The 18,534-nt window shown below is 62.8% G+C and carries 14 protein-coding genes; 7 read left to right on the top strand and 7 right to left on the bottom strand.

Features of this window, described 5'->3' with window-relative positions; all coding sequences use genetic code 11:
* Positions 1 to 120 precede the first annotated feature (120 nt).
* Genes ACEK02_RS27905 through ACEK02_RS27890 form a run of 4 tightly spaced genes read left to right on the top strand, consistent with a single transcriptional unit; the run spans position 121 to position 4,788 of the window.
* Positions 121 to 1,689 carry an ABC transporter ATP-binding protein gene (locus ACEK02_RS27905; protein ID WP_371424715.1) on the top strand — a complete coding sequence of 523 codons (1,569 nt, stop codon included), beginning with the start codon at positions 121 to 123 and terminating at the stop codon, positions 1,687 to 1,689.
* On the top strand, positions 1,673 to 2,764 hold the full coding sequence (locus ACEK02_RS27900; RefSeq protein WP_371424714.1) for an ABC transporter permease: 1,092 nt from the start codon (positions 1,673 to 1,675) through the stop codon (positions 2,762 to 2,764). The genes ACEK02_RS27905 and ACEK02_RS27900 overlap by 17 nt, the downstream gene beginning before the upstream one ends.
* The gene (locus tag ACEK02_RS27895; RefSeq protein ID WP_371424713.1) at positions 2,751 to 3,668 is read left to right on the top strand and encodes an ABC transporter permease; all 918 of its coding nucleotides are present in this window, start codon (positions 2,751 to 2,753) and stop codon (positions 3,666 to 3,668) included. Before ACEK02_RS27900 ends, ACEK02_RS27895 begins: the two co-directional genes overlap by 14 nt.
* A 40-nt stretch (positions 3,669 to 3,708) precedes the next feature.
* The gene (locus ACEK02_RS27890) at positions 3,709 to 4,788 is read left to right on the top strand and encodes a BMP family ABC transporter substrate-binding protein (protein WP_371424712.1); all 1,080 of its coding nucleotides are present in this window, start codon (positions 3,709 to 3,711) and stop codon (positions 4,786 to 4,788) included.
* Between the two features lie 81 nt (positions 4,789 to 4,869).
* Here ACEK02_RS27890 and ACEK02_RS27885 read toward each other — a convergent pair whose 3' ends face one another.
* Both ACEK02_RS27885 and ACEK02_RS27880 read right to left on the bottom strand, forming a co-directional pair.
* Positions 4,870 to 7,185 carry a tetratricopeptide repeat protein gene (locus tag ACEK02_RS27885; RefSeq protein ID WP_371424711.1) on the bottom strand — a complete coding sequence of 772 codons (2,316 nt, stop codon included), beginning with the start codon at positions 7,183 to 7,185 and terminating at the stop codon, positions 4,870 to 4,872.
* A gap of 114 nt (positions 7,186 to 7,299) precedes the next feature.
* Complete coding sequence (locus tag ACEK02_RS27880; RefSeq protein ID WP_371424710.1) at positions 7,300 to 8,649, bottom strand: 8-oxoguanine deaminase; 1,350 nt, start codon at positions 8,647 to 8,649, stop codon at positions 7,300 to 7,302.
* Positions 8,650 to 8,806: 157 nt separating this feature from the next.
* On the opposite strand from ACEK02_RS27880, the gene ACEK02_RS27875 reads away from it, so the two are divergent.
* Both ACEK02_RS27875 and ACEK02_RS27870 read left to right on the top strand, forming a co-directional pair.
* Positions 8,807 to 9,628 carry an FAD binding domain-containing protein gene (locus ACEK02_RS27875; RefSeq protein ID WP_371424709.1) on the top strand — a complete coding sequence of 274 codons (822 nt, stop codon included), beginning with the start codon at positions 8,807 to 8,809 and terminating at the stop codon, positions 9,626 to 9,628.
* On the top strand, positions 9,625 to 12,234 hold the full coding sequence (locus ACEK02_RS27870) for a molybdopterin-dependent oxidoreductase (protein WP_371424708.1): 2,610 nt from the start codon (positions 9,625 to 9,627) through the stop codon (positions 12,232 to 12,234). The genes ACEK02_RS27875 and ACEK02_RS27870 overlap by 4 nt, the downstream gene beginning before the upstream one ends.
* Before the next feature lie 84 nt (positions 12,235 to 12,318).
* Here ACEK02_RS27870 and pucL read toward each other — a convergent pair whose 3' ends face one another.
* On the bottom strand, positions 12,319 to 13,158 hold the full coding sequence (gene pucL / locus ACEK02_RS27865) for a factor-independent urate hydroxylase (RefSeq protein ID WP_371424707.1): 840 nt from the start codon (positions 13,156 to 13,158) through the stop codon (positions 12,319 to 12,321).
* A 201-nt stretch (positions 13,159 to 13,359) separates the two neighbouring features.
* Between pucL and ACEK02_RS27860 the strand changes: the two genes are divergently transcribed.
* On the top strand, positions 13,360 to 14,754 hold the full coding sequence (locus tag ACEK02_RS27860; RefSeq protein ID WP_371424706.1) for a nucleobase:cation symporter-2 family protein: 1,395 nt from the start codon (positions 13,360 to 13,362) through the stop codon (positions 14,752 to 14,754).
* A gap of 170 nt (positions 14,755 to 14,924) precedes the next feature.
* Here ACEK02_RS27860 and ACEK02_RS27855 read toward each other — a convergent pair whose 3' ends face one another.
* The 4 genes from ACEK02_RS27855 to ACEK02_RS27840 form a co-directional block, all read right to left on the bottom strand.
* Complete coding sequence (locus tag ACEK02_RS27855) at positions 14,925 to 15,698, bottom strand: extracellular solute-binding protein (protein WP_371424705.1); 774 nt, start codon at positions 15,696 to 15,698, stop codon at positions 14,925 to 14,927.
* A gap of 244 nt (positions 15,699 to 15,942) precedes the next feature.
* Complete coding sequence (uraD, locus tag ACEK02_RS27850) at positions 15,943 to 16,830, bottom strand: 2-oxo-4-hydroxy-4-carboxy-5-ureidoimidazoline decarboxylase (RefSeq protein WP_371424704.1); 888 nt, start codon at positions 16,828 to 16,830, stop codon at positions 15,943 to 15,945.
* Positions 16,831 to 16,854: 24 nt separating this feature from the next.
* On the bottom strand, positions 16,855 to 17,790 hold the full coding sequence (gene puuE / locus ACEK02_RS27845) for an allantoinase PuuE (RefSeq protein ID WP_371424703.1): 936 nt from the start codon (positions 17,788 to 17,790) through the stop codon (positions 16,855 to 16,857).
* Positions 17,790 to 18,203, bottom strand: coding sequence for a DUF3830 family protein (locus ACEK02_RS27840; RefSeq protein ID WP_371424702.1), 414 nt, complete (start codon positions 18,201 to 18,203; stop codon positions 17,790 to 17,792). Before ACEK02_RS27840 ends, puuE begins: the two co-directional genes overlap by 1 nt.
* Between the last annotated feature and the right edge of the window lie 331 nt (positions 18,204 to 18,534).

Here is an 18,534-nt window from a genome sequence, read left to right as displayed (position 1 = left end):
TCGCCCAAGAAAGCAATCCAGTCCAAAAATAAGGCAGGTGCTGGCGCTTATTCGAGATTTACGCTGCATTCCAATCCGGCACACACTTGCTGCCACCTCCTTCTCACGCGTAGGTAGCGAATGTTGGATGCGGGACTAGGAAACGCGCGCGCCGGTCAGGCGCTTCTGCAGACCATCGGTCTGACCAAGCGCTATGGCAGCTTCCTTGCCAATGACTCCATCGACATCGCCATCCGCCCGCAGGAAATCCACGCGCTGCTTGGCGAAAACGGCGCCGGCAAATCCACACTCGTCAAAACCATCTATGGCCTGATCCAGCCGAGCGAAGGCGAGATGCTCTGGCAGGGCGAAAAGATGGTGCTTGCCGGCCCGCACGATGCGCGCGCGCGCGGTATTGGCATGGTGTTCCAGCATTTTTCGCTGTTCGACAATCTGACCGTCGCCGAGAACGTCGCGCTCGGTCTCGACGGCAAAGAATCCTTCAAGGCGATGTCGGCGCGGCTCGAACAGGTGTCGCAGCAATATGGCCTGCCGCTCGATCCCAAACGCGAGGTCTGGCAACTCTCGGTCGGCGAACGTCAGCGCATCGAGATCGTGCGCGTGCTGATGCAGAATCCGAAATTCCTGATCCTCGACGAACCCACGGCCGTGCTGACGCCGCAGGAAGCCGATCAGCTTTTCGTCGTGCTGGAACGCCTGAAGACGGAAGGCCGCGCGATCCTCTATATCAGCCACAAGCTCGACGAGGTGAAACGGCTGTGCGACACCGCCACCATCCTGCGCGGCGGCAAGAAGATCTCGACCTGCCTGCCCCGCGAGGAAACCGCCGCGTCGCTGGCGCGCATGATGGTTGGCACCGAGATCAGACAGGTGAAAGCCGCCGCCAACCGGCAAACCACCGTGCCGCGGCTCGTGGTCAACGATCTCAGCCTCGCGCCCGATGAGCCGCATGGCGTGCATTTGAAGAACATCTCGCTGGAGCTGAAAGGCGGCGAAATCCTCGGCATCGCCGGCGTCGCCGGCAACGGCCAGGATGAATTCTTTGCGGCGCTGTCGGGCGAGCGACTGTCCAAGGATCCCGGCACCATCGTGATCGATGGCCAAGCCGCCGGACATCTCTCGATCACCGCGCGCCGCAAGCTGGGCGCGGCCTTCGTGCCCGAAGAACGGCTCGGCCACGGCACTGCGCCGCGCATGCGGCTGTCCGAGAATGCGCTGCTCACCGGCCATGCTGCGTCAGGCATGGTGCAGCACGGCTTCATCAATACGGCGGCAACGCTCGCGACCGTCGACCGCGCCACCGCGAGTTTCGACGTCCGCAAAGCGAAACGCGATCCGGAAGCCGCCAGCCTCTCCGGCGGCAATCTGCAGAAATTCATCGTCGGCCGCGAGATCCTGCGCAATCCCATCGTGCTCGTGGTCAGCCAGCCGACCTGGGGCGTCGATGCCGGCGCCGCGGCAGTGATCCGTCAGGCGCTGCTCGATCTAGCCGCCGCAGGTGCGGCCATCCTCGTTACCAGCCAGGACCTTGACGAACTCGCTGACATCGCCGACCGCATCGCCGTGATGTTCCACGGCCGTCTCTCCGAACCACTGATCACAGCCGATGCGGACAGGGAAACGCTGGGCCTGTTGATGGGCGGCAGCGCTCTCACGCCAAAGGACGTGCCCGATGCAGTTGGTGCTTGAGAAGCGTGCAGAGCGATCGACCATCATCGCGCTGGTGTCGCCTGTCATCGCCATCGGACTGACCATCGTGACCATGAGCATCCTGTTCATGATCATCGGCAAGAACCCGATCGCTGCGCTGAACGTCTATTTCATCACGCCGCTCACGGACGTCTATTCATTGCAGGAGATCGCAGTGAAGGCCGCGCCTTTGGTGATGATCGCCATCGGCCTGTCGCTTTGTTATCTCGCCAATGTCTGGAATATCGGCGCCGAGGGGCAGTTCCTGGTCGGGGCTGTGGCCGGCAGCTGGCTCGCGGTGAAGACCAACGGCACCGATGCCGGGGCCTGGGTGCTGCCGGCGATGATGCTGCTGGGCGCCATGGCGGGCGCGCTCTATGCGTTGATCCCGGCCTTCTGCAAGGTGCGGTTCGGCGCCAGCGAGATCCTCGTCAGCCTGATGCTGGTCTATGTGGCCGACCTGCTGCTGGATTATCTCGTCCGCGGCCCGTGGCGCGATCCCAAGGGGTTCAACTTCCCGACCACGGCCGAATTCGATACGGTCGCCACCGTGCCTTTGCTGTTCGAAGGCGGACGGCTGCATCTTGGCGCGATCATCGCACTTGTGATGGTGGTTGCCGCTGCCATCCTGCTCGGCCGTACCATCAAGGGCTTTGAAATCCGCGTGGTCGGCGCCGCGCCGCGCGCGGCACGCTTCGGCGGCTTTTCATCGAATCAGCTCGTGCTGCTGACTTTCGCAATTTCCGGCGCACTGGCCGGCCTCGCGGGGATCATCGAAGTCGCCGGCCCCATCGGCCATCTGCAGCCCGGCATCTCGCCCGGCTATGGCTTCACGGCGATCATCGTTGCATTTCTCGGACGGCTCAACCCGGTTGGAATACTAATTGCAGGGCTTTTCCTGGCGCTGACATTCATCGGCGGGGAGCAAGCGCAAATTGCCATGAAGATCCCACTCGATATCACCAAGGTGTTCCAGGGCATCCTGCTGTTCTATGTGCTCGCTTGCGACAGCCTGATCCTGTACCGGATCAAGCTCATCATGCCGCAGCGAAAGGTCGCCGATGGAGCTGCTTGAAGCCATCATACTTGCCGTGCTCGCGGCGTCGACGCCATTGCTGCTGGCCGCCTCAGGTGAGCTGCTGGTAGAGCGCGCCGGCGTGCTCAATCTCGGCGTCGAAGGCATGATGATCGTCGGCGCCGCCTGCGGCTTTGCCGGCGCCTGGGCCACCGGCTCGACATTGATCGGCGCGCTGTGCGGTATCTTCGCAGGTGTCGCGCTGTCGCTGATATTCGCGCTGATGACGCTCGGCCTCGCCGTCAATCAGGTCGCCACCGGTCTGGCGCTCACGATCCTGGGCATCGGGGTCTCCGGCCTGATCGGCGCCGGCTTCGTCGGCGAGCGCATCGCCACGGCCCCGCGTCTGTATATTCCCGGCCTGACCACGCTCCCCTTCGTCGGCAAGATCCTGTTCGGCGAAGATGCCTTCGTCTATGTCTCGATCGCGCTGATCGTGGCCATCTCGTATTTTCTCTACCGCACCCGCGCCGGACTGATCCTGCGCGCCATCGGCGACAATCACGTCTCCGCCCATGCGCTGGGCTACCCCGTGCTCAAGATTCGCACCTTCGCCGTGATGTTCGGCGGCGGCTGCGCCGGTCTGGCCGGTGCCTATCTGCCGCTGGCCTATACGCCCTTCTTCGTGCCGGGCATGACCGCCGGCCGCGGCTGGATCGCGCTGGCGCTGGTTGTGTTCGCCTCATGGCTGCCGGGGCGCCTCGTGATCGGCGCCTATCTGTTCGGCGCGGTCTCGATCTTGCAACTGCATGCGCAAGGCTGGGGCGTCGGCGTGCCGTCGCAACTGATGTCCGCACTGCCCTATCTCGCAACGGTCGTCGTGCTGGTGCTGATCTCGCGCACCCGCAGCGGCGGCTCCACGGCACCGGCGGCATTGGGCACGGTTTTCGTACCTGATCGCTAAAGACATTCTCACAAGACCATCTCGCAAACAGGAGACGTGCATGAACAGGAAAGCACTTGCAGCGGCCGCCATGCTGCTGGCCACCGGCCTCGGACTGACGGCGGCCGTTGCCGCCGACAAGCTGAAAGTCGGTTTCGTCTATATCGGCCCGGTCGGCGACTTCGGCTGGACCTATCAGCATGAAGTCGGCCGCCAGATGCTCGTCAAGGAATTCGGCGACAAGATCGAGACCACCTATCTCGAGAATGTCAGCGAAGGCCCGGACTCCGAGCGCTCCATCGAGCAGCTTGCGCGCGCCGGCAACCAGCTGATCTTCACCACGTCGTTCGGCTATATGGATCCGACGCTGAAGGTCGCCAAGCGCCATCCCAAGGTGATGTTCGAACATGCCACCGGCTTCAAGCGCGACAAGAACATGTCGACCTATTCCGGCCGCTTCTTCGAAGGCCGCTACATCCAGGGCCTGATCGCCGCCAAGATGTCGAAGAAGGGCGTGCTGGGCTACATCGGCTCGTTCCCGATTCCGGAAGTGATCTCGGGCATCAATGCCACCATGCTCGCCGCGCAAAAGATCAATCCCGACATCAAGATCAAGATCATCTGGGTCAACACCTGGTTCGATCCCGGCAAGGAAGCCGACGCCGCCAAGGCGCTGCTCGATCAGGGCGCCGACGTGATCATGCAGCACACGGACTCGCCGGCCGCCATGCAGGTCGCTTCCGAACGCGGCGCCCTCGCCTTCGGCCAGGACTCCGACATGATCAAGTTCGGCCCGAAGACGCAGCTCACCGCGGTCACCAACAACTGGGGTCCGTATTATGTCGAGCGCGTCAAGGCCGCCCTCGACGGCACCTGGAAGTCGGAAGACACCTGGGCCGGCCTGAAAGAGAAGATGGTCGTGATGGCGCCCTATACCAACATGCCTGATGACGTGAAGAAGATGGCCATGGACACCGAAGCCGCCATCGTCGCCGGCACGCTGAAGCCGTTCAAATGCCCGATCATGGGACAGGACGGCAAGGAAGTGGAATGCAAGGGCGGCGACGCCCTCGATCCCGGTCAGGTGCTCGGCATGAACTTCTATGTGAAGGGCATCGACGACAAGATCCCGGGCAAGTAACCGGCGCCGCCCTCCTCGCGAGATATCCGAACGGCAGCGTCCGGATACTGGTTGATGACCGTCGGAGATAGGCTCCGACGGTCACATCTTCTGGACCCAGAACTGATACATCGAAATGAATGTATAGGGGTTCTCGGTTTCGAACTCATGCCACGACCCGAGATCGGTCATGGCAATGTCCGCAGGATATCGCTGACGATATTTTCGCTTCGTCGCGGCGTCGATATCGAAGCCGAGAAATCGCAGCCCGTTGTCACTCAGAAAACGTTCGATCTGCGGCAGCGTCAGTCGATGTTCCTGCCCGTGAAACAGCAGGTCGCGGCAATCGCTCAGGCTGTAGAAATCCGATGTCAACGTCACGTTCTTGAGCGGAGTGCCGTCCTCGTAGGCGAGCAATTCCTGCCGGCAGCGACGAATATCCTCCGGTATCGGCCGATAGCCACGCTCCGCGATGAATGCACGCGCGGCGACGATATCCCGTCTGGCGATCTCGCTATAGAGCGCGATCTGCATCACCCCGGCGGGCTTCAACAGCGAGACCAATATGCGCCATGCCGCGAATGGATCGGCGAGATGGTGCAGAACACCGCTCGATTCGATCATCTCGAAGGTGCGGCCGATCGACGACAATTTCATGATGTCGGCATGGGCATGGCGCAGATTGCGGATGCCGAGCGCACGTGTCTGGCGCTGCGCATAACTCAGCGATTTCAGACTGAGATCGATGGCGAGCACCTGCGCGTCCCGGAATCTCTGCGCCGCATGGATGGCCGAGCGGCCCGTGCCGCAACCAGCGACCAGGATGTCGACCGATCCCTCCTTGCCGCCAGGTATGAAGGACGAGTCCGGAAACTGTTCGGAGAGAAACGTGTCGATCGTCGTTGATGCACCAACCGGCTCCGCCGCGAGCCATTGCGGATAGGGATGCTCCTCATAGTGGCTGCGGACCTGCAACGACACGTCGTCCTCGACAGGCGTCAAGGCCGGCATGAGGGAGCCGAGCCGTCGTTCCTCTTGCCAGGCGCGGATCTGCTGATCCAGCACGGCACCGACACTATCCGGCCAACGGCGATCGAGAAGGCGTTCCGGATTGGCGAGGGCATGGAGCGGCATATAGCTGGCCATCGCGAGGAGCGACAAAGCTGAGACGGACGCGCCCGACGCCAGTCTGGCAGCAATGTCGCTCCGCAACGCCTCGACGTGCTCTGCCTCCGTTGCGGATAGCGCAAAGACATAGCTGTTGATGAAGCACTGCCGCGCGACGGCAGAGAACAGCGTCATCACAGCGGACGGCACTGCGGCACTGGATGCGCTGCGCGCGACACTCAGCAGAACGAAGCGAAGTTCCGTCGCGAATTTTTCCAGCAACGGGTTCGACACGGGTGTCGCTTGCAGCACCGCGCGCAGCAGGGAATCCCCGGCAAACGCCGCGATTCCCGACGAAGCGAGTATCGTTTCCGCCGGCTGCGATCGAAAATCGGGATCGGCGAAGCGCGCCATGCCCGATTTCACCGCATCATTCAGCATGAGAAAGGTCGCGCATGCAGGCGCAAGGGTGGACGGCCTCACCCAGGCCTCGGAGATCGCACGCTCCAGGATCGACCTGATATCGCCGGCATCGGGCTGGAGCAGCGGCGACTGCAGGCAGGCGGCCACCATTGCTTTCGTCTCGAACGTCTCCTGAGCGGCCAGCGCCCGGCACGACAGCCGCAGCGCCTGTGCGATATCGCCGTTCTGCAGCAGCAGCCTCGCCAGGGCGCACAGGGCCTCCGGCCAGTCCGGCTTCAGCGCCAGCGCCCGACGATAGGCCTCCTCGGCGTCCCGCTCGCGCGCCAGTTCGATGAACGCCCGTCCACGACCGAGCCATGCTTCGGCAAGCCGCGAATTGATTGCGAGGGCCTGATCGTAAGTCGCGTGGGCATCGCCGTATTGTCGGAGCCCGAGCAAGGCATTGGCCTTGTTGACGATGGCCTCCGCATAGTTCGGACGCAGGGCGATGGCCCTGTCAAAAGCAATGATGGCTTCGGCGTATCGCTTGAGGTCGTTGAGAGCGGTCCCTCGGCCATTCCAGCTATCGGCAATGGCAGGATTGATCGCCAGCGCTCCGTCAAAGCGCTGCAAGGCCTCTGCCGGTCGCCGCAATGCCTTCAGAAGGAGACCGTAATTGTAGAAAGTCGCATCCGACGACGCGTCGAGCTGGAGAGCCGTCTTGATATATGGCTCCGCTTCGGCATGTCGCTTCAACTGGCTGAGAACGACGCTCAGGAGGTTGAGCGTGGCAACGTGTCTGGGCTGCTGCCGGAGGACTTTCCTGAGTCCTCGCTCCGCATCCTGGAGCCGGCCGGACTGCAACGACGCTATGGCTTCTCGAAAAAAAAACTCAATCGGTGCCGACATGAATGTGCCGAAAGGACTTGAGAAAAATCTGCAATATTTCTCTCAGTTACCAGCACAACCTGCGGCTTTAAAGCGCACCTTTCCTTCAATCCCTACCTTGACACCGCCGTTTTGTTAATTTTTCTGCATCGCCTTCGCCGCCGCACTATGCCGGCGGATCAGGTCGCCGACATCGAGCCCCGGGATCGCGCCGTCGATCACGCGCCACAGGCCGCCCACCATCACGCGGTCCGCACGATGCGCGCCGCACAGCACCAGCGCCGCCAGCGGATCGCCGTGGCCGGAGAAACGCAGCTCATCCAGCTTGAACAATGCCAGATCCGCCATTTTCCCCACAGCGATCTCGCCGAGCTCGGGCCGCCCCACGCAGGCCGCCGAGCCTTTCGTCGCCCAGCGCAGCGCGTCCTTGTGGCTGACCCGGCCAACGCCATAGCGCGCCCGCTGCAGCAGAAAGGCCGCGCGCACTTCCTGCATCAGATTCGAGCCGTCATTCGAGGCCGATCCATCAACGCCGAGACCGATCCCGACGCCCGCATCCTCCATCTCGCAGACCGGGCAGCAGCCGGAGGCCAAGAGCTGATTGCTGCACGAGCAGTGACTGACGGTGGTCCCGGCCTTGCCAAGCCGCACCATTTCGCCCGCGTTGAAGTGGATGCCATGGGCCAGCCAGGTGCGCCTGTTCAGCCAGCCGGTCTGTTCGAGATAATCCAGCGGGCGGCAGCCATAGATCTCCTCGCAATAGCGGTTCTCGTCCTCGGTCTCGCCGAGATGCGTATGCAGGCGGACGTCGAGCTTGTCGGCCAGTGCCGCGGTCGAGGTCATCAGCGAGGTCGTCACCGAAAACGGCGAACACGGCGCCAGCGCGATCTGCACCATGGCGTCCTCGCCGCGCTGGTGGAATTTCCCTACCACGCGGGCACTGTCGGCCAGGATCGTGTCCTCGTCCTGCACTACCGAGTCCGGCGGCAGGCCGCCGTCGCGCTGCGAGCGGTTCATCGATCCCCGCGTCAGCAGCACGCGCATGCCGAGCCGCTCTGCCACCCCCACTTCAATATCGACGGATTGTTCGAGACCTGCAGGAAACACATAGTGATGGTCGGTGGTCGTCGTGCAGCCCGATAGCAGCAATTCCGACATCGCCACGCTGACGCCGAGATCGAGATTCTCCGGGGTCAGCCGTGCCCAGACCGGATACAGCGCCTGCAGCCAGGGAAACAGCTCGCGGTCCAGCGCCGCCGGCAATGCACGCGTCAGCGTCTGATAGAAATGGTGATGCGTATTGATCAGCCCGGGCAGCACCACATGGGCACCGGCATCAAAGACCGCCACATCGGCCGCCACTGGCTTGCCACCGGCCGGCACCAGCTCGACGATCCGGCCCCCCTTGACGACAACGCCGCGCTCGGCCCCTTCGGCGAAAATGCCGAGCGGATCCTTGATCCAGGTGGCCTGCGTTTCTGTCATGGCTCATCTCCTTCGGTCATGGACCCGACCTTGCAATTCAGGGACCAGCCGCAAATACTTCGACTTGTCTTGCACTCGTTCTCAACTTGGCGTCGGTCTTGCAGGGTTCACAATGAGACTTCAAGGGGTCATTACCGAGTGAAAGTATAACCGCCCTATGGACCTGAATACGATCACGTCCGTCGCCCGCCCGCAGACGCGGGACCAGCTACCGACATGGAGTGCCGGGGATGCATGGCTCGCCGGAGGCACCTGGCTTTTCTCCGAACCGCAGACACATCTGAGGCGGCTGATCGACCTCACCGACCTCAAATGGCCGGCCCTCACCGTCACCGATAGCGAATTGCAGATCGCCGCCACATGCACTGTGGCACAGCTCGATGCGCTGCCCTGCCCGGCCGACTGGGTCGCGTCACCGCTCATCAATCAGTGTTGCCGGGCCTTCCTCGCCTCCTTCAAGATCTGGAAGACCGCGACGGTCGGCGGCAATCTCTGCATGTCGCTGCCGGCCGGTCCGATGATCGCACTCACCGCCGCGCTCGATGGCGTCTGCACGATCTGGAAGGCCGATGGCAGCGCAGACACGATCGACGTGGCAGACTTCGTCACCGGCGATCAAAGCAATGTGCTGATGCCGGGCGATCTTCTGCGCAGCATTGCCATTCCTCTCGCAACGCTCAAGCGCCGCTCTGCATTCCGCCAGATCTCGCTGACGCCAGTCGGGCGATCTGCTGCGCTACTGATAGGAAGCCTTGATGAGGATGGTCTGCGGCTGACGATCACGGCATCGACGAAGCGTCCCGTCCGTATCGCGCTTCCGGCACTTCCCGATGCCGATGCGCTCGAAGAAGCGATCCTCGACCGGATTCCGGACGACCTCTATCACGACGACATTCACGGCAAACCGGCCTGGCGCAAGCAGATGACGCTCCGGCTCGCGGAAGAAATCCGCAGCGAATTGCAGGGCATCAGGCCATGAGTTTCGAGATCGACGGCCACAGCTTTTCGCAGCAGCCGCAACCCGGCCAATGCCTGCGCACCTTCCTGCGCGAACTCGGCCATTTCGGCGTCAAGAAAGGCTGCGATGCCGGCGACTGCGGTGCCTGCACCGTGCTGCTTGATGGCGAGCCGGTGCATAGCTGCATCATCCCGGCCTTTCGCGCCGAAGGTCATGCCGTCACCACCATCGAAGGTCTCGCGCCCGAAGGCGGCATCCATCCGATGCAGCAGGCGTTTCTCGACGCACAGGGATTCCAGTGCGGCTTCTGCACCTCCGGCATGATCGTGACCTGCGCGTCGCTCAATCAGGCACAGCGCGCCGATCTCGGAGCGTCGTTGAAGGGCAATCTGTGTCGCTGCACCGGCTATCGCACGATCGAGGACGCGCTCGACGGCACGATCAATATCGAACAAGCCGCACCCGGCACCGCATTCGGTCGCAGCATTTCCGCGCCGGCCGCTCCTCAGATCGTGACAGGCGCGGCGCGCTACACATTCGACGTCGCCATGGACGGGCTGCTGCATATCAAGGTGCTGCGCTCGCCGCATCCCCATGCCCGCATCGTGTCGATCGATTCATCGGCAGCACGGGCAATGCCGGGCGTGCATGCGGTGCTGACCCATGCGGATGCGCCGACCATATTGTTCTCGACCGCACGTCACGAGGTCGATGCAATGGATCCCCAGGATACACGGATCCTCGATGACACCGTGCGTTTCATCGGCCAGAAAGTCGCCGCCGTGGTCGCGGACAGCGAAGCGATCGCGGAGGAAGCCTGCCGCCGCATCGACGTCGTCTATGACATCCTGCCCGCGGTGTTCGATCCCGCAGCCGCCATCGCGCCGGGCGCACCGGTCATTCACCCCGACAAGACGCAGGTGCATCGCGTCAGCAATGCTATCAGAAACATCATCGCCGAAACCCACGGCGAATTCGGCGATGTTGCCGCGGCGCTGGCCTCATCCGCCGTCACCTATGAAGGCACATTCACCACGCAACGCGTGCAACACGGCCATCTCGAGACTCATGGCGGCATGGCCTGGCTCGATGCCGACGGCGTATTGAATGTTCGCTCCAGCACGCAGACACCCTTCCTGACGCGGCGAGCCCTCGCGCAACTCTATGACCTTCCCTCCGACAAGGTCCGCGTGTTCTGCGAACGCGTTGGCGGCGGCTTCGGCGGCAAGCAGGAAATGTTCGTCGAGGATATTCTGGCGCTCGCCGCACTCAGGACCGGTCGCCCGGTGAAATGGGAACTGACCCGCGAGGAGCAGTTCATCGCCACATCGACGCGGCATCCGATGCGCGTCACCGTCAAGGCCGGGGCCGGCGAAGATGGCAAGCTCACCGCCCTGCAGCTCGACGTGCTCTCCAACACCGGCGCCTATGGCAATCATGCAGGCCCGGTGCTGTTTCATGCCTGCGGTGAATCGCTCGGCGTCTATAACTGCGCCAACAAGAAGGTCGATGCCGTCGTCGCCTATACCAACACGGTGCCGGCGGGCGCCTTTCGCGGCTACGGCCTGCCGCAGACCCTGTTCGCCGTGGAAGCAGCCATCGACGAACTCGCGAAGCAGCTCGGCATCAGCCCGTATGATTTCCGCCGCCGCAACGTGATCAAGCCCGGCGATGCCATGCTGTCGCCGGCCGGCACGCATTATGACGACGTGCTGATCGGCAGCTACGGCCTCGATCAATGTCTCGATCTGGTCGAACAGGCGATGCAGGCGGAGACGATGCACGATCTCGATGGCGATTGGCTGACCGGCGACGGCATCGCGCTCACCATGATCGACACCGTACCGCCGCTGGGCCATATCGCCGAAGTCGTCATCGCCAGACGCGACGACGGCGATTATGACCTCACGGTCGGCACCGCCGAATTCGGCAACGGCACCGCGACGGTGCACCGACAGATCGCGGCCACGACACTCGGCTGCGCTGTCGAGCAGATTCATCTGCGCCAGTCCGATACGCGGAATGGCGGCCACGATACCGGCGCCTATGGCAGCGCCGGCACATTCGTCGCTGGCAAAGCCACCCATGACGCCGCGCAAAGACTGGTGGCGGCGATGCAGGCGGACAGCACTGCACGCAGCGCTACCGGAACGTCAGGCGGCACGCCGCGTTCGGTCGCCTTCAACGTGCAGGGATTTCGCGTGGCGGTGAACAAGGGGACCGGTGCGATCAAGGTACTCAAGAGCGTGCAGGCTGCGGACGCCGGCGCCGTCGCCAATCCGATGCAGCTCCGCGGCCAGATCGAGGGCGGCGTCGCCCAATCGCTGGGGGCCACGCTGTATGAGGAAATGGTGATCGACGACAAGGGACGCGTGATCAATCCGAAATTCCGCGATTATCATCTGCCGTCCTTCGCAGACCTGCCGCGGACCGACGTGTATTTCGCCGACACCCATGATGCGATCGGGCCATTGGGTGCGAAGTCGATGAGCGAAAGCCCGTATAATCCTGTCGCCGCCGCCATGGGCAATGCGCTGTTCGACGCCACGGGGATTCGCTTTACGCAGGTGCCGTTCAAGCCGGACCGGATTTTCCCGGAGTTGCAGAAGAGGTTTGGGAAAGCATGAGAGCGAAACGCCGATCTTAACCTCTCCCCGCCTAGCGAAGCTTTGCTTCGCGCGGGGGCGGAGAGAGGTTAAAAAAGCGCCGCGCTACCCCCGCCCCACCGTGCATTCGATCTGCCCATGCGGCTCATCCGTCGGCAGGAACACGTCGTTATTGTTGTCCAGCCCGAACGCCGAGAGATTCATCAGGATGTAGTGAATGTTCGGGCAGGCCATGCTGATCTCGGAAATTTCCGGCACCGCCGCCAGCACCTTCTCGCCCATGCGATACAGGCTGTTCTGCACGCTCGGACTATAGGTGGTGGCGAATTCCTTCAGCAACGTGTCCAGAATCTTCTTGTTGGTCGCGGGATAGCTGGCGGGCTTGCCGGACCATGTCCACGACGCCACCATCGATGTGGCGCAGATGCGGTCATTGGTCGGCTGGATCGTGGAATACTTGTCGGTGTAGTAGTTCTCCCAGCCGGATTGCGTCGACTTCATGAAGGTGAAACCGTCGAGGCCCGAACTCATGACCATGCCATCGCGCGTGGCATGGATCTCGACGGTCGGCTTGCCGTTGCTGTCGAGCAGGAATGCGTGCGGGTGCAGTTCGCCGTCGACGGCGAGCCGCGCCCACTTGGTCTCATGCGCGGTGATGCTGACAGAGCTGGCCTGCGGATACAGGTCGAGATAGCGCTTCGCCAGCACCTGGCAGAACTCCTCCGTCGACAGCGCGGTGTTCTCGCGCGCCACCACATTGACGATGTTCTTGATGGTGTCGGTGGAGGTCGAGGTGGAGTTGTCGGCGTCGGTATAGGCACGGCCGAAATCGCCCTCCAGCATCGCCTTGATGCTGAGCTGGCTGACATCCTGCTTGTCGCCGTCGCGATGGATCCGCATGATGCGGACACGGCCTTTTCCATATCTGTTCTTGATGAGCGGCACGAACGACCTCCAGTCTCTGTCTGCGACCGGAAACCTCGGTCGCAGTGCAATATATTTAGCAATGCTCACTTCGAGCAACCTTCGTGCCACCGGTCACCACGCCACCGGTGGCGAAATGGCTTCAGCGGCGTCTGGCACAAGGCTTGTATCTGACGATCATAATGCCACGATATTTCATCACCTAAGCAAGGGGCTAGATCAATGACAGTGAGCGTCCATCCCGTCGACGAGGTCCTGCCGGCCCCGCGCCTCCTCGCGCTGGGCCTGCAGCATGTGCTGGTGATGTATGCGGGCGCGGTGGCGGTGCCGCTCATCATCGGCCGCGCCCTGAAGCTGCCGCCGCAGGACGTCGCCTTCCTGATCTCCGCCGACCTGTTTGCCTGCGGTCTTGCGACCTTGGTCCAGTGTATCGGCTTTCCGGGCGTCGGCATCCGCCTGCCGGTGATGATGGGCGTCACTTTCGCCTCGGTCGGCCCGATGCTGTCGATGGCCGCCGCCCCGGAGATCGGCCTGCTCGGCATCTATGGCTCGGTCATCGCTGCCGGAATCTTCGGCATCCTTGTCGCGCCTTTCATCAGCCGGCTGCTGCCGCTGTTTCCGCCTGTGGTCACCGGCACCATCATCATGGTCATCGGCATCTCGCTGATGCGCGTTGGTATCAACTGGGCTGGTGGCGGCCTACCCGTGCTCACCAGGGTCATCGACGGCGTTCCGCACACCTATGCCAATCCCGGCTACGGCCAGTTGCAGGGTCTGGGCATCGCGCTGTTCGTGCTCTGCGTCATCCTCGCCTTGATCAAATGGGGCACCGGCTTTCTGGCCAATGTCTCGGTGCTGCTCGGCATCATCGCCGGCGCCATCCTCGCCAGCCTGCTCGGCGTGATGCATTTCGACAAGGTCGGCACCGCGGGCTGGGCCGATATCGTGCTGCCGTTCCATTTCGGCATGCCGCAATTCCATCTCGTCCCCATCGTCACCATGTGCATCGTGATGATCGTGGTCATGATCGAGTCGCTCGGCATGTTCCTGGCGCTCGGCGAGATAACCGGCAAGACCGTCGACAGGGACGCAGTGACCAAGGGCCTGCGCGCCGACGGCGTCGGCACGCTTCTTGGCGGCATCTTCAACACCTTCCCCTACACCTCGTTCTCGCAGAATGTCGGTCTGGTCGGCGTCACCGGCGTGCGCTCGCGCTGGGTGACCATCGCCGGCGGCGGCATCATGCTGGTGCTCGGCCTGCTGCCGAAGATGGCCGCGCTGGTGGAGGCCGTACCGCAGGTGGTGCTCGGCGGCGCCGGCCTTGTGATGTTCGGCATGGTCGCCGCGACCGGCGCCCGCATCCTCACCGCGGTCGATTTCAAGACCAACCAGCACAATCTGTTCGTGGTCGCGATTTCCGTCGGCTTCGGCCTGATCCCGCTGGTGGCGCCGAACTTCTTCAAGGCGCTACCGCATGACCTGCACCCGCTGCTGGAGTCAGGCATCCTGCTCTGCGCGCTGGTCGCGGTGATCCTGAATGCGTTCTTCAATGGGGTCAGCAGTGCCGAGACCGCAAAGGCGGAAGCCGCGGGCGTGGCGGCGGCTGCGACGCACTAACTTTACCTCTCCCCGCGTGCGGGGAGAGGTCGACGTCCGCATGCGAAGCATGTGGGCGTCGGGTGAGGGGGACTCTCCGCGAACGCCACGGCTTGAGGAGCGCCCCCTCATCCGTCGTCGCTTCGCGACGCCACCTTCTCCCCGCAAGCGGGGAGAAGGCAAACAGCCGCTCACTTCACCTTCGGCTCGAGCCCGCTCGCCGTGATCACCGGCGCGGCCTGTTTCGAGGACAGAAACGCAATCAGCGCCTTTCCGGCATCCGGCTGCGGTGCGTTGCTCGCAAGCCCCGCCGAGAACACGGTGATTTTCTGCAGCTCCGCCGGCAGCGGGCCGACGATCTCGATGCCCTTGACCGGCTTCAATTCGCTGATCTGCTGAAAGCCGATCTCCGCCTCGCCCCTGGCGACGATCTCGCCTACCGGCGTGGCCGGGATCTTGCGCGCCTTGTCCTTCATGGCGTCGGCAATGCCGAGTTTCTCGAACATCTCCTTGCTGACATAGACGCCGCTGGCGCTATCCGAATAGGCCACGGTCCTGGTCTTGAGCAGCGCGACCTTCAGCGTATCCGCCGAGGACAGGTCGGGCTTCGGAGCCCCCTCCTTCACGGCCACGCCGATCGGCGAGTCCGCGAGATCGACGCGGCTGTCCGCGACCACCTTGCCCTTGCTGATGAGATCGCCTAGCGCATAGCCCACCATGATCAGCACATCGGCCGGCTCGCCGCGCGACAGGCGCATCGGAATCGCCTGCGGCGTCTCGCCCATCGACGGCCCATAGGCCGTGACGACCGTGTTGCCCGTTGCCTTCTCGAATTGCGGAACCAGCTCCTTGTAGGCCGCCGTGAAGCCGCCGGAGATCATCACATGGACCTCGGCGGCGAAGGCACTGGCAGTGGTGATGGACGCAAATGCCGCAACCAGCAGCAGGCGATGGATGCCACGCATGACGTTCTCCCTGTTTATTTTGTTTTGTGATGAGACGACCGGTTTGGGTCGAATGTAGGATGGCGCGATTGCGAAACTCTCAGTCGTCATGGCTGGGCTTGTCCCGGCCATCCACGTCTGAACTCCGTCCTCATCCTGAGGAGCGCGTTCTTCACGCGCGTCTCGAAGGATGTGCGTAATACTCTTCATGGTTCGAGACGCGCGCCAAGTGGCGCGCTCCTCACCATGAGGCATCGCGCCCCGCTCAGCTCCCCCGATATGTCCCATAGCTCCACGGCGTCACCAGCAGCGGCACGTGGAGATGGCCCTCTGGCTCATAGACCGAGAAGCGCAACGGGATCTCGTCGAGGAACGGCGGATCGGACATCGGCACGCCCCGTTCGGCAAAATAGCCGCCGACCTTGAAACTCAGTTCATAGCGCCCGATCGGCACCGGGCGTCCGCCGATCAGCGGCACATCGGTGCGACCGTCGTGATTGGTCAGCGTGCGCGCAATCACGCGGCTGGCGCCGAGCCTCGACAATTCGACAAGCTCGACCGAAATCCCCGCTGCAGGCCGGCCGCTATGGGTATCCAGCACATGGGTCGAGAGCCGGCCATGCACCTGCAGGCGATCCGGCCCGTCGACCAAAAGATCGGTACGCAGCGCCGCGATCTTGCAGATCTCGGCAACCGATGCCGCGACCTCAACTGCCGGATCGTTCGGCAGCCGCTTCTCGAAATCCGCGAGGATGGAATCCTTGGTGTGGCGACGGACGCAGACGATATAGGGAAAGCCGAACTTCGTACGATAGGCAGTGTTGACGCGATCGAAGGCGGCATATTCGGCTTCCGACAGCCGATCGAGCCCGACGCTGTTCTGCTCGGCATTGGATTCCGCCGTCAGGAGATCGCCGCGTTGCGTTTTATCGGCGAGATCCGGATGCGCCTTGATCAGCGCCAGCCGCTGGCCTGACGCTGCTTCTTCCACCACCTTGCGCATCGCGGCAAACAATTGCTTGACGCCCGCGAACGGCCTGCTCTCCGCAGCCTTCTCCGCAATCCAGGGCGAATATTCGAAAATATTCGCCAGCGCTGCGACGAAGTCCGCTTTGCTGCAGCTGTTGAGTTCGTCGAGCGTCTTCTCTGTCATGACCAGCGTTATCCCAATCCTGATCTACCCGATGGCACGGGCGTCGGCGGCGAGATGTTTCAGATTGGCGTGCCAGTGCTCGGCAATCTGCAGACGTGTCGGCACCCAGACGCGCTTGTGGCTCGCGACGTAATCGAGGAACCGCATCAGCGAGGCCGCACGGCCGGGGCGGCCGACGACGCGGCAATGCAGACCCACCGTCATCATCTTCGGCGAGGTCGCGCCTTCCGCATACAACACATCGAACGAATCCTTCAGGTAGGTGAAGAACTCGTCGCCGCCGCCAAAGCCCTGCGGATTGACGAAACGCATGTCATTGGCGTCGAGCGTATAGGGAATGATGAGCTGCGGTTCGCTGGGTCCCTTGATCCAGTAGGGCAGATCGTCGGCATAGCTATCGCACAGATATTTGAAGCCACCGGCTTCCATCAGCAGGCGGATGGTGTTGATGGAACTGCGACCGGTATACCAGCCGGTCGGGCGCGCGCCCGTGGCCTCGGTATGCACGCGGATCGCCTCACTGATCTCGAAGCGCTCCTCGGGCTCCGACATGTCCTTGTGCTCGATCCACTTCAGACTATGGCTGGCGATATCCCATTTGGCTTCCTGCATCGCCGCGACGATTTCGGGATTGCGCTGCAGCGCCGTGGCGACGCCGAACACCGTGGTCGGCATGTTGCGCTCGGTGAACATCCGCCACAGCCGCCAGAAGCCGGCGCGCGAACCGTATTCGAACATCGATTCGATATTGGCGTGACGCTGGCCCGGCCAGGGCTGCGCGCCGAGCACGTCCGAGAGAAACGCTTCCGAGGCGCGATCACCATGCAGGATGTTGTTCTCGCCGCCCTCTTCGAAATTGACCACGAATTGCACCGCGACGCGGGCGCCGTCCGGCCATTTCGGATCGGGTGGCGTGCGGCCGTAGCCGCGAAGATCGCGGGGATAGTCGCTCCCTGCCATCAGACCAGCTCGAAACGGACGGGTTGCGCACCCTTCCAGAGCACGGTCTTGCCCATCTCTTTCAGGTTTTCGAGGTTCGAGGTCAGCGTGATGAAGTGGTTGCCGGCCAGTTGGCCCATCTTGCTGGCGAAATGCACGCCGCTATAGGCGAGCAGGATTTCGGTCTCGCTGATGCCGCCGGGATAGAGGATGATCTGGCCCGGCGCCGGGAAGCTGGTGTGGTTCTCATAGGGCACGCCGAAATCGAGATCGCCGAGCGGCATCCACACGCCCTCGCCGCTCCAGCGCACGTGGATCGCCTGGCTGACGAACGGCATGGCCTTCTTGAAGGCGGCGACGGTCTTCGGGGCGTCCTTCTCCTCGAACTTCGCGTCGAAGGTGAAGTCGCCGACATGGACTTTGAGCTGGCTCATCCGTGGGGTCTCGTAAATTGGGGGACTGACAGTGATCCATCCAGATTGCAGCAGGGGGCGAAAGAAGCAAGCCGCAGTTTTTGGCGGATTGCCCGCAGCCTGGCTTCCTGCATAGCTCGTCATTCCCAGGCCCGGAATGACGCGTGTGGGACGGCAAGACAGCGCGCAAACATTTCTTCCTATTCCTATTGACAACATCCCCATCTTGATTATTTTCCCCATCGTCCTGCCCCATCGAGAGGGGCGATCGCGATCGTCACGATTGCGGGGCGGGAGGCGGTGGACGCCGGAGATGCGGCGTCACGGGATGTGTGGGTAACGGCTGTCTGCG

Origin of the sequence: Tardiphaga sp. (assembly GCF_041424195.1) — a bacterium.
Classification (GTDB): domain Bacteria; phylum Pseudomonadota; class Alphaproteobacteria; order Rhizobiales; family Xanthobacteraceae; genus Tardiphaga.
This window is presented reverse-complemented; position numbering and strand designations above follow the sequence as displayed.